Genomic DNA, 13233 nt, shown 5'->3' on the forward strand with positions numbered 1-13233 from the left:
TTTAAGTCTTCTGGTGTTTTAATGCTTTTAGCAGCTTCTTTAGCAAAAGCTTCAATATCTTTTTTGTTCATGAGTATCTGCCTATCCTTGACTCTCTATAGAGTACGTGTTAATAAGCAGTTACACAAAATTAGTTACAGTCTCATTTAATCCACAATATCGATTTACGTTTATTTAAAAACTATCTATAAGGAATGTTGAGAATTTATTATCAACATTCCTTTTTATTTAAACTAGCATCATTAGATTGATTGTTAATACCACCATAAACTTGATAAATATCGACGTTGTTCAAATTAACAACGCATAACATTCCATATCCCTAAGTGATTTAAAAACTACTGTACTCGGGCCTTTATTCGTTTCATTACTATTGTTGCCCAATTTCACTTTATTAAGCACGCCCATAAATTTATTGATATTAGTTCTATTGTTTTCAGTGTGATTACGAGATAATCGCGTTAAATACTTAACAGAGAATGTATAATGGACAACCAGCAAGACAGTTACATGACTGAAGAAACTCTAATTGAAACAATCGAAAATCAAATCGCAGATGGTGAGCCAAAAAAGGTAAAAGAAACCTTAATGCGCTTAGTTATGACGGGCACGCCACGTGAAGAAGCGGTTCAATGGATGGCCTGTGCCCTGGCTATTGAAGTATCCGATATCATGGAAAATGATGTTTCATTCAATGAATCACGTTATATCCAGCATTTGAACGCATTACCCAATTTGGATTGGATGAAAGATGATTAGTATCAATGCCTTATAATTACAAAGATTAAGCATAACTGACTAAATTGGAAACGTTAATATGCTCGATAAGCATTATGTAGAGCCCAGTTTACTCGGGGCTGCTTAACGTCATGATAACTGAATTTTGGTAAAAAGTGAGTGTTACAGACTCTAGTTTGTCATTTTAATTAGCTTCTAGATTTCTAACCATCTACCTATTATGCTGCCAATAAGTTTAATTTCTGCTAAGTATTCAAGGATATTTTACGTAAGATAAAAATACATGTATTTTCCGGTAATGTAACATTTTTGTATAAAACGTCAGCTAAATTCAATACTTAATGGATGTACAAATAAAGTAAACACCTATTACTTGTTTGTTCAATTCAGAATTAAGTTATCTTTTCGCCTACATTTATCGTTAAAAATATAACTTTTCAGTTCGTTAAATGATTATTAAATAATTTTATATGCTTTTAAATTATGTGTGTTTTAGTTTAAGTTTAAGTTTTAGTTTTAAGTAGTCTGGATATTTGTTTTTAAAAAGATCGTTGTCAGATAATTATAGAAGAACATTATTCTAAAGAGTTTGTGAATTTGTTACTTCATCAAGAGACACATTTGTAGGTTAATAGAGGTTGTATGGTTGCGGTTAATAAATTATCTGACACGTTTTTACGAAAAATATTGGGGAAACCCTATATAGGTAAATCTGTCATTGCTGATGGTGGGAGCTTATCAGTTCGTATTTCAAAGAAAGGTTTTATTGGTTGGGTTTTTCGTTATAGGCTTGGTGGTCGTGAAACGAATCCTAAGTGGGTCAGTTTAGGGAAATATCCTGAAACGTCGATAAAGCAAGCTAGAGTTAAAAGAGATCAGTGTCGTAAATGGTTGGACAATGGTGAAGATCCCACTGTCGAATTATCATTGGTTAAAGTTAAACGTAAAGAGGCTGTCACAGTTAAAGATGCGCTGGAATATTGGTTGGTGGAATATGCCACTGAAAACCGTAAAAATGTAGATAAACATAGAGCACAATTCTCCCGCCACTTATATCCTTATTTAGGCAAGTATCCATTAGAGAAAACAACCAAACCACAATGGTTGGAATGTTTTGATCGAATAAAAAAAGGTATTTCTAATGAACGAAAGGGCGCTCCTGTCGCAGCAGGTCAAGTCTTGCAAGCGTCAAAACAAGCATTGTTATTCTGTAGAAAAAGAGAGTATGCCAAAAGCTATGTTATTGATGACTTATCTACCACGGATGTGGGTAGAAAGCAGAATAAGCGGGATAGGGTGCTTACAGAAATTGAATTACAAGATGTTATTAATCAAATAAAATTCGGAAATTTTAAAGAATACTACAGTAACTTATTTTTGTTGTTGATTGTATTTGGTGCACGAACACAAGAAATCAGATTATCAACATGGACAGAATGGGATTTCAACAAAGGACTTTGGACCGTCCCTAAAGTGAATAGTAAAACTTCAGAGTTGATTATACGTCCAATTCCCAAAAGCATTTATCCATGGCTTAAAACCTTGAAAGAAAAAAATCAAAAGTCTGGGTATGTCTTAGGGGAGCTAAAAAGATCAGAAGCTGTCAGCGCATATGGTAGTAAAATTTGGGAAAAATTAAACCATGAAACTAAGTGGACGCTTCATGATTTAAGGCGAACGTTGGCAACTCGCCTTAGTGATATTGGTGTAGCTCCACATATTGTAGAACACTTATTAGGACATTCTATAAATGGTGTTGCAGGGATCTATAATCGCAGTCAGTATATAAATGAGAAAACAGTAGCACTTGAAAAATGGTTGAGCATAATTTGTATATTAGAAGACTAACCAGTGACTATTCTGTTCAAGCCTAAACGGACATCAACACTACGCATGCAAACGATTTATCATTCATTTAGTCGTCGACACAATTGTACACTCGTATATTGAAAGCCTTGATCTTTGCGAAACATTAATCCTGCTTTTTGTGTACAGCGATTAAGTGGTAGGCGAGTTGTAATACCCAAAGCATGATAACCTTGGTAGCTAATGCTAACGCATCTGCTTTAAACTCACAGGTATTAGTTTTGCTGACTCAATAATATAATTCAGTTCTTTAACTTTTCTGTGTATAGTGACATTCTCCTTATAGATAAACCATAGTGAGTGGAATCTATAAAGTCCTTTAATTCTCAATGCTAAAAGCTCAAAAATTGATCCAAACTCAGGTTGCAAGGTGTGTAGCAGAGTGTGTAGCACAAGATTTCGATCGAAGGCAATCAGATCTAAAACTACTTAAAATACAACAAGTTAAAGAATCATAATTAGTTTATGAACAATGATCTAATTGATCCAGTTGATCTAATTACAATAGGGTTAGATCCTCTCAAGCTATGGCAAATTAACAGAGTAGTTAAAATAAAAGCTCAAATAAGACCCTGAATAAGCCTTAAAATAAAGAGCTCGAGTATCGCTATAAATAAGTTCTTCTAATAGATTTATGACATTTGATTATTGCGATTAAAAATATCTTCTTTGACTTTAGATAATTTAAAAGACCACAAACACTTTTAACAGCAGCGGTTAACTTTAATCGCAGTTCATATCTAATAGAGCACTGTACGAACTTTCGAATCCTTAAAGGCATAAGCTATTTAACATAATATACATTGTGCGCAGTTGTGTGTGGGTATTTTTATATGCTTTTAAAGCTACATTAGACAACTAACATAGCTTTTAAATATGACCTTATTTTAAATTCTGAGCCATATTACCTTGATTATATCTTCAGATTTCACATAGCGTTGCCTGTTAAATATGCATATTTGATGACATTAATTAGCTAAATGATTAAATGGTTTATTTTGTGCACTTTGATCACGTTCTGTCTGGCTAGTATGTAAATATTGTGACGTGGTATCAATACTTTCATGGCCTGCATCAGCTTGAACATGTGATAATGGTCTTTGGTTTAAATTGATGTCATGAGTTATACCGGTATGACGAATATTATGTGCGGTTAGTTTCCTCATGAGTTGACTGTCATAATCAAAACCATCTTCAAACGCTTTATCTGCTGCGAGATTTATTAAGGTATTAATTTCTTCACGAATTTGTCTTATCCCTAGGTTAGCATTTAGCATTCCAGAATCTCGACCATGACCAGCGGCTTTATGTCTAACAAAAATCGGATGCGTTTCATTGGCACTTGGTAATGCTGACAGGCCTAGATATTCTCTATAGGATTTAAGACCTGTTAGTAGTGATTTCGAAATAGCAATATTTCTTGCTTTGCCACTTTTAGAAAATGGTACATAAAAATACCAAATACCAGTATGCGGATTCTTTTTAAATTGACTCATTAATGGCGAGTATCCAGCTCTAGCGCTGATTTCAGAAATTCTAAGATAGCAACTATAGAGTAAATTAATTAAAAACAAGCTACGTTGATGTTTTTCTGGCTGCGATATTGCTAACTCAGAAACTGTAGAAACCACGTATGACCATTGTAGTTCAGTAAAAGCATGATGATTATCATCGTCATCTTTTATGTATTTTTTCTTAACAGCAAAACGACTGTATTTGAGCCATAATTGTGCAGGATTTTTCTCTGTGTATTCTTCACTAATTAAATAGCTATACATAGATGATACTATTGCTATTTTGGTTTTTAGTGCGTTATCACTCAAACTATATGGTTGTGGTTTTCCAAGTATTTTTTTACCTACAAATGGCCGCCATTGTGGATTTGGTATTCTTTCATTTATGCTTTTTTCTAGCTTAAATTGTGGCACATTAAAATAACCAATAAATTCGTTGGGAGGTGTTTCGCAGTATGCAATATACCTGGCGATATCTTTTCTAGTTACCATTATTGGCGATATTACAGCCACATCAAAACACCAATGTAGAAATGTGGTTAATTCACTTCGGTAGGCTTTATAGTTATTTTCACTATGCCGTTGCTCATATAACCAATCAGAGCAATGTTCAATAATTAAACCGGCATCAGTTACATTATCAAGAGAAATTTGAGTGATGTATTGATTAACGACACTATTACCTTCAAGTAAGAAGTCAGCAGAGTCAAAAAGCGGTAATACTGGTGGTAGAGTGTAATCCATATATTTTATATCTAATTAAAACATGTACTTATTCTAGCATTATCATGATGCCGATAACGTTATTTATCGGCATTAAAATCAATATTTTACTACTACAATCCCATTATTTGCTTACGAATCTTTGATTTGTAAAATTCCACGTTTAACTAATAAGTCCTTTATTCTTAGTGTTTCACTCTCAATTGTATGCAGTTTTTGTTTGATATCGTCAATTTTTGATGCGTTTTGCTCAATCCATTTAAACGTTTCCCCAATAACAGCAGCACCTGTCGAAAACGATATCCCTTTCAATGCGTGCGCTCTGGTTCTTATCAAATCAGATTGCCCTTCCTCTACTGCTTCAATCAATTTTTTAGTGTCATGGGTAACACTATTCCAATACATTAATAAAATTTCGTCAGTTATTGTTTTATCATTGGTACCGATAATTTTAATTAAGTGCTTAAAATCAATACTATCATTAGCCTTATGGCGCTCAGTACAATCTACAACCTCCCCTATAGCTTGTGTGTTTTTGTCCCGACTCATATATTTACTTAGGGCAATTTTGAGCATTTTTAATTCAACAGGCTTAGCAATATAATCATTCATCCCTGCCCTAATACAATTTTCAAATTCACCTACAAGCCCATTGGCAGTTACTGCAATAATCGTCGTTGGGCTTAGCCCTTTGCGACTTTCTTCTTTACGGATTTTTTTTGTTAGCGCAAATCCATCCATATTAGGCATATGACAATCAGTAAGTATTAAGTTGAACCTGCCTGTTATCCATAATTTATATGCAGCATTTCCATCTACTGCTATTTCATGTTCATATCCTAGACTTTCCAATTGATTACTTAATACTAATCTATTCGTTGGCTCATCTTCTGCGAGTAAAATCAGATTACGATTTCGCTTTTTATCTACTTTAAGCGCTACCTCTACCCTATGGTTTTCCTCTATTTCTTTGTTTAGATCTAGTGTTGGGCTTTCAAGTTCACATAAAATAGCTAAACCATGGATTAAGTCGCTGGGTTTTAACGGCTCACACTTGACGACATAGGTCAGTGGATCAATGTAGCCATTATTTTTTATCTGATGTGGATTTAAAATTATTGTTTTTAAGCTTGTTGATTCTAAAATATTAGTTTTATCGACTGCAGATGTAATCACTACAACTTGTTCATCTTTTATGGCGCACAAATTCTCTAGCTTATCAATTCCAACTTGGCTGACATGTAAAGGGTTTAATTGGGCTATAATGTCCTGACAACACTTCGAAAGTTCTTTTGATTCATGAATAATATAAAAACGGTATTCACTAAAATCTAAATGTTCAAATTCATATTTCGTATTTTTATTTTTAGTTATAGGGATTGACAGTCTAAAACAACTGCCCTTTCCTAATTGACTTGTTAATTTAATTTCACCACTCATTAATTCACTAAATGATTTACAAATACTTAACCCTAAACCTGTGCCACCAAATTTTCTTGTAGTCGATGTGTCAGCTTGAATAAAAGGTGTAAATAATTTTTTTTGTTGTAACTCTGAGATCCCAATACCGTTATCTATGACATCAACAACCAAAGAAACACTAATCCAATCAAATCTTGTTTTTATAATCACAACACCTTTTCTTTCTAAGCTTGAAAATTTTATCGCATTGCCTACCAAGTTAAGAATTATCTGTCTGAAGCGTACGGCATCAATTTTAACTTTATCTGGGATTTTTAAATCAGGACAAATATATAGCTGTATATTTTTATTATTTGCATTGATACAGAGTGCATCTACAGCTCTTTCTATTAAAGAAAGAATGCTTACTGATGTCAGTTCTAGTTCAATTTGTCCCGACTCAATTTTTGAAAAATCTAAAATGTCATTAATAATATCTAATAACGAAAACGAAGAATCCTTTATGGTTGCCGTCATACGCTTTTGTTCTGTATCTAAGTGAGTTTGTCTGAGTAAATCAATCATACCGATTACACCATTCATTGGTGTTCTGATCTCATGACTCATAGTTGCTAGAAATCTAGATTTGGCTTCGTTAGCATGTTTTGCCGCTTGGGTTTCTTTTTCTAACTCGATTTGAATTAATTTTTCATGGGTAATATCAATATTGATGCCAAACATCATTGTGGGTTTATTATTTTCATTACAAGATACATTCGCCGCGCACCGAACCCAAACTAACTCATTGGTTTCAAGGTTAAAAACTCTAAACTCAATTTTAAAAGAGCAGATGTTATGAATAGCAGCTAAGATATGATGTTTAATTTCTTCAACGTCTTCTGGGTGAACAGCATTAAGCCAATCTTGGTAAACAAGCTGTTGGTCTAAATTGATCCCATATAGCAGTCGCGTACCTTCATCCCACTTTAATTTATTCGTAACTAAATCTAACGACCAATTATTTACACCTCCTGCCTCTGATGCGATAGTGAGTCCGGCTAATAGCTCTTCTCTTTCTTTACTTATATTTATTAGCGCTGTTTCTATATTTTTTCTATCTGATATATCTTCAATTACAGCGATCATATAAATAGGTTGGTTTGTGACATTATCACACACTAATGATACTGATATGTTAGCCCAAAACTCACTTTTATCTTTCCTAACATACTGTTTATCTAGGTTAAAAAAATAAATTTCTTTACGAAGCAGTTGCCTAATTAGCATCTCTGATTTTTCTATATCAGTATCAACAGTCAAGTCTTTTATTGATAACTTACAAAACTCTTTCTCGCTGTAACCAAAAATTTTGCATAGCATTGGGTTAACTTCAACAATGTATGAATCAACATTTACTCTTGCGATACCAATTGCAGCTTGATTAAAAGCTGATTTGTAAATCATTTCTTTATTAAATAGTTTTACATACAAATCTATTTCGCGTTGTAATTGTTCTTGTTCCGCGGTGATATCTCTTATTAGTGCGAGGTACAATGTTTCATTTTCATGTGGTAGTTTACTAATTGAAATTTCTATAGGGATATATAATCCAACTTTATTTAAAAAATATAACTTTTCAGGTTTACTCACTAATTTTTTAATCCGCTCAATCATAGTGTCAGTTGATTTTTGATGAGTAGGTTCCGTAAAAAACAAAAATAGTGATAAATGGCTTGTTATTATGTCGTCTTTACAACAGACCAAAACCCTTTCCACTCGTTCACTAACATTCAAAATAACACCGTCTTTGTCTATTAGAATATAACCGTCTTTACTTAATTGTGATAAAACATTTTTATTAAAAACATAAAATATTTTCTCTATTAGGTCGTTATTCAGTTTTTCAGGAATGACTTCTTTCCTACAATGGGTAGTTGGAGTTTCGATAATAGCTAGCTCATGCTTATTCAATTTACTTAAATGTAGATAAAGGATTAGCAGCCAACATGTAGCGAAAAAAGTGAGTGTTATCATATGGCCAGCTAAAACAACAATAGCAGCAAGTAACAAAACCCCATATATTATAAAAATGGAACCAACCCTTTTAAGTCCGTTCACATGTTAATTCCCTTTGAAATTTTACCCCGTAATCAAGCCCCTCCTTATTAATAACCGTTATTATTTTATTGGCTGGAAAAGGTTTACAGAAATAGAATCCTTGAGCAATATTGCACCCCAGTTTCTTAATTACATCTACAGTTTCTTTTGATTCAACACCTTCTGCAATCGCTGTCATTTTAAGATCATTGGCAAGTAAAATACTTCGTGTAAACAAAGCTTGAGACTTAGTATTTGTAACAATATTTTCAACAAAGCATCTGTCTATTTTCAGTTCATGAAAAGGTAACATATGTAATTGTTCTAGTGAGGCAAAGCCTGTACCAAAGTCATCGATTGATAGTTTAAATTTCATCATGCGTAATCTCAGTAAAGCTACAATCATCACTGATGGGTTTGAAGGGATTGCAGTTTCAGTTAGCTCGCAAGTAATCGAATTGCAAGATATTTTATTTTTACTGGTTACTTCTTCTAACCAAAAAGGTAAGTCCTCTTCATCAAGCACTTTACCTGAGATGTTAATTGATAAACTCAACGAACGATATTTTACATCCAATTTAGCAAAGTTTTTTATGGCATCTTCAACAACAGCTTTGGTAATACTTAGAATAAATTTATTTTCTTCTGCTGCATGTATAAATTGAGAAGGCGAAATCACTTTATCACCATCAACTATTCTAGCTAATGCTTCAAAGCCACAAATTTGCATGGTGTCAAGATTATATTGTGGTTGTAAGTAAGCGCGAACATTACCTTTATTTAAGTGATACTCTAATTGTTTAGATGTGAGGGTTGCTATGACTTGTGTTTGAGGCATGCTATCAGCATTAGTGGCTTTAACCAAAAACTCACTCAGCATTGTTGCGGTGATGGGTTTACGAACTACACCAAGAATATTAAGATGATAATAAGTGGCTAATACTTTAGCAGAATTAAGTAAAGTTTCACCTTCTCCGCTGAATAATACAATAGCACTGGTATATTGAATTTCTATGAGTCGTTGAAGTAAATATAATCCGTCTTTTACGGGCATATTTAAGTCACAAAATATCAAATCAAAATGTTTTTGTTTGATTAAATTAAATGCTTCTAATCCATCAGCCGCCTCGATAATTTCATAAGTCCCTAGTTGTTCTAGACTTCTTGTGAAAATTCGTCTAACTATTGGCTGGTCATCTACTACTAAAATTGAGTTAATGTGCTTTTTCACTCAGATTTCACCCATCGAATGTCCATTTCTTACTATGAGTATAGACCACTTAAACAAAACAGGTAGATAAACTAATTTTTATATTTTTAGTATTTTACAGGCAGCAAACATACCCGAGTATTCTTTAAATTAATTAACGAATTTTAAATAATCATTATTAATAACTGCATGTTATTAAACATTTATTTTTCTAACCATGCTAACGCCTTTGCTTTTTCTTCAAAAAACTGTACCTCACCACTCATAAACCAAGCTGCAACTTTAGCACTATAATTTTGCCAATTTTTATTACCCCAAATAGCCACTTTTTTAAATTCATTATTATGTTGCAGGCCAAGTTTTAAATCATCCCAGGCTGCTCGAAGTTCCCAGCCATCAAGTTCAGTTCCATCAATAAACACGTTTACTTTCGGGTGTTTTACCTCAGCTAACGCCGCATCGAGTAATGGCGTTATGACTAAATAGTCGTTATGAGTTAAAGTGCCAGTCGCCTTTAATGATAAGTACACATCGTCGTTAACCCGTTCTATACCAATACTCAATCCATGTGTTTTTACAGATGACATAATAAACCCCTTAGTTTATTGTGGGTATAATTAAATTTAGCAGCTTTTAGGCATAATTAAAGCTTTTGTTAGCTTTTAATGAGCACCTGATTGATAGAGGTTTATTTTAAGAACTGACTTTAACACTTGTAAAAATCTAGCAGCTGTAACAATAAAATCTGTGATTGTTGTTAAGGGTTATATCATTTTTAAGGCAAGTTAGAAATATAGAAGAACTTCGGGTTACTCATTGAAAAGTATTGTCTTTTTATATAATCAACCCCACTCATTGAGGCTGTGGCCGCCTCGTAAGCTATAATTAAGTTATTTGTCTAGCTTAACAATATGGGTTCTTTCTTGTTCACACTCATAAGACCCCATTTCAAACTCACGGCAAATCCACGGTCTATTTTCATAAATAGTACACATTAACGTTTCTCTATCTACTGCAGCGCACCATCCATCATCTAATCGTTTCATGGTTTGGCTACCCCAGCTGTCTTCACTGATGTATTGCTCTGGTACACCGGTGTCAGAAATAATCATCACTTCAAGTTTGCAGCAGCATGCTTGGCAACTTGAACAGGTGATTTCTGGATCAACAATGGTCGTGATATCAATAGTCATAATTTACAGCTTATAAGTAATGGCAAGTTTGAAGTGGCTTTTGAGGTTATGTTTTACGTTTTGGTAAAGCAAAGAGTGTTAAACCTAAATATACAGCGGATAATAGCTTAACGAAGTGTTATTCACTATCGCAATTGTCATTTAAAGACTCAATTTAGTGATGTTTTATCATTGACAAGCCAAGCTGATGAAACATCCATCAGCTATTGAACGAATTGACCTCAGCTTCAGTAAGGTAACGCCATTGATTACTGGAAGTATTTAATTTTATCTCACCTATTTGCTCACGATGAAGCTGGGTTACTTTATTGCCCACAGCAAAAAACATACGTTTAACTTGATGGTAGCGACCTTCAGTAATACTTAGTAGTACCTGGCTTTCGTTTACTGTTGTGATTTTAGCTGGCAATGTCGGTTTGGTTTCACCGTCCAGTAAAATCCCCTGCTCTAACTGTTTAATCGCTTGAGTTGATAGCGATTTAGCTAAATGTACCCGGTATAGTTTCGCGCAGCTCATTTCAGGGCGAGTAATATTAAAAGACCATCTGCCATCATCAGTAATGAGCACTAAGCCCGTTGTATCTGCATCAAGCCTGCCAACAATATGTAATTCGTCTTTATTATCGATATCAATATCGTTAAACAATGAAGGATAATGTCCATCGACATTTGAACAAATCTTGTCTGCCGATTTATGCAAAAGTAGATATCGAAATGGCCTTGGAGTTAACGTCTGACTATTTAACTGTATGAGGTTATTCTCATGGACTTGGTGTTTTACATCCTTGATAACCCCATGATTGACACAAACTTGCCCTGCTTCAATTGCGGTTATCACCTGAGTTTTAGTCAGTGCAGTACTTCTTAATACAAATTTATCTAAACGCATAAGGTCCTAATACAATTGCCAATAATCGCTTCAAATAACTCGTTTAATTCCAGCTTTGTTCAATTGCGGTCGATAACGCAGAAGAGTAACTTGATAAAATTGCAGTGTGGCCAGCGGTAAACATGGCAAAAGAAGCATCTATAGGTTCTACAATACCTGTGCTCGTTACATCAACATTTAAAGTTGGAAACAACATCGTTTTAGATTTGATTACGATATCTTGTGCTTCCGTTAGTGAATACTCATCATTAGAGAATGCGGCATTAGACAAAATCGATAGCTCTGAATCTGAAACTTCTTCTATACTTGTGGCATTGTCTAAGGCAAGTACTGAATCTTCACTTGAGTCTGCTAAGTTTGCGATTTTATAATCTTCAGGCTCAGACCATGTGTAGCTATAACCACTATCAAAATCATAAATTCGACTATTTTCAAACTCGATTTTTGCTATCGCACCATCAGCAGGCAAATGAAAAATTACTCGGCTAGCATTGGTACTTTTGGCATAACTATTTTTTAATAACACATCATTAAACGTGTATTCTACTCTTAGTTCAAGGGCACTTTCGTCATTGTAATTGCTGACACAATGAATGCTTATGTTGTCGGTAGCATTACATAAACGTTTAACCGTTGTCTCTGATAAACCTAGTTGTTGAGCATTACTGCTAAAGTTTTTATCTATTTTTGAGTCTTCATCATCGTCTCCGGGATGTAAAATACCGTCGATGAGATCACAACCGCCAAGGTTCAAACACAACACGCTAAAAGCAACGAGCTTAATTTTTGAATCCATTTAACTACTACTCCAATATCTAATATCACCTCATTTTGACACGATAGCATTGTTTTTATAGGTTAAATAGTAAAACCTTAGCTTCATCATGCTTGCTTTCAAAGCTTTAAAATTAAGTCTACATTCATGGTTATTTCAGCTCCAACATCATTAACGTTTAATTCCTATGGTCTAAATATCAACCAGCTCATTAAACACAGCCTATATATGTAGGATTCAATCCTTCATATGGCATTCAGCACAGCGTTAATGATTGATTATGATGTATTTAAACAAATCATCGTAAAAACTTAAAACAGTAGTTATCGGCCTAATTTTAGGTGATTTTAAACATATTTTACGAATTAAAAATTTAGGGTAATAGAATGAAAAAGACATTGGTTGCAGCATTACTTATTTCACTATCTGCAGGTGTTTCTGCAGAGACATTGAACGAAGCAGCCCATCATAAATTAGACTCAGCAATGGAGCAGTTAATAACATTAGATGAGCAAACTGATATTCTTATCACTGTTGATAAAAATGCTAATTTTGAACGCGTTACCTATCAAGGATTTGTCAAAGACGTTTATAGCGAAATTTATACCACAAGCCACAAAGCTAAACAGCTTGGGCTTGAAAAAGTGAACAAATTCTATGTTTATAATGAATCTAATATAGATAAGTTAAGTGATAAAATTGCCGTAAAAATTGATCAAGATAAACCAAAGGCATTCTCAGTTGATTTGTACCGAAACTATCGCAATGACTCTGGTAAATTTAGCTATATCGCTCGTATTATTGAATACAAATAGACTTTTTATTTA

At 33.8% G+C, this 13233-nt stretch carries 10 protein-coding genes; 3 read left to right on the forward strand and 7 right to left on the reverse strand.

Annotated features, from left to right (window positions below):
• Positions 1-486: 486 nt before the first annotated feature.
• Both Q4546_RS09565 and Q4546_RS09570 read left to right on the forward strand, forming a co-directional pair.
• Complete coding sequence (locus Q4546_RS09565; protein WP_303446172.1) at positions 487-759, forward strand: hypothetical protein; 273 nt, start codon at positions 487-489, stop codon at positions 757-759.
• Positions 760-1380: 621 nt separating this feature from the next.
• Positions 1381-2586, forward strand: a complete 1206-nt coding sequence (locus Q4546_RS09570; protein ID WP_303446173.1) for a site-specific integrase — start codon at positions 1381-1383, stop codon at positions 2584-2586.
• 986 nt (positions 2587-3572) lie between these two features.
• On the opposite strand, the gene Q4546_RS09575 is transcribed toward Q4546_RS09570, so the two are convergent.
• From Q4546_RS09575 to Q4546_RS09605, 7 genes are all read right to left on the reverse strand, one after another.
• Positions 3573-4862: a site-specific integrase gene (locus Q4546_RS09575; RefSeq protein ID WP_102476811.1), complete on the reverse strand. Its 1290-nt coding sequence runs from the start codon at positions 4860-4862 to the stop codon at positions 3573-3575.
• Positions 4863-4973: 111 nt separating this feature from the next.
• Entirely contained in the window at positions 4974-8360 is a 3387-nt protein-coding gene (locus tag Q4546_RS09580) for a PAS domain S-box protein (RefSeq protein WP_303446175.1), read from the reverse strand.
• Positions 8347-9570 carry an EAL domain-containing protein gene (locus Q4546_RS09585; protein ID WP_303446176.1) on the reverse strand — a complete coding sequence of 408 codons (1224 nt, stop codon included), beginning with the start codon at positions 9568-9570 and terminating at the stop codon, positions 8347-8349. The genes Q4546_RS09580 and Q4546_RS09585 overlap by 14 nt, the downstream gene beginning before the upstream one ends.
• Positions 9571-9752: 182 nt before the next feature.
• Positions 9753-10136: an STAS/SEC14 domain-containing protein gene (locus tag Q4546_RS09590; protein WP_102476814.1), complete on the reverse strand. Its 384-nt coding sequence runs from the start codon at positions 10134-10136 to the stop codon at positions 9753-9755.
• A 303-nt stretch (positions 10137-10439) separates the two neighbouring features.
• Complete coding sequence (locus Q4546_RS09595) at positions 10440-10742, reverse strand: YkgJ family cysteine cluster protein (RefSeq protein ID WP_102438623.1); 303 nt, start codon at positions 10740-10742, stop codon at positions 10440-10442.
• A gap of 199 nt (positions 10743-10941) precedes the next feature.
• The gene (locus tag Q4546_RS09600; RefSeq protein WP_102438621.1) at positions 10942-11631 is read right to left on the reverse strand and encodes a pseudouridine synthase; all 690 of its coding nucleotides are present in this window, start codon (positions 11629-11631) and stop codon (positions 10942-10944) included.
• A gap of 43 nt (positions 11632-11674) precedes the next feature.
• A complete protein-coding gene (locus tag Q4546_RS09605; protein WP_102438619.1) occupies positions 11675-12427 on the reverse strand; it encodes a hypothetical protein in 753 nt (250 codons plus the stop codon).
• 365 nt (positions 12428-12792) lie between these two features.
• Here Q4546_RS09605 and Q4546_RS09610 point away from each other — a divergent pair, with 365 nt between their 5' ends.
• Positions 12793-13221: a hypothetical protein gene (locus tag Q4546_RS09610; protein ID WP_102438617.1), complete on the forward strand. Its 429-nt coding sequence runs from the start codon at positions 12793-12795 to the stop codon at positions 13219-13221.
• The last annotated feature ends 12 nt before the right edge of the window (positions 13222-13233 follow it).

This window comes from Shewanella sp. 4_MG-2023, from assembly GCF_030548015.1.
In the GTDB taxonomy this organism is placed as follows: Bacteria; Pseudomonadota; Gammaproteobacteria; order Enterobacterales; family Shewanellaceae; genus Shewanella.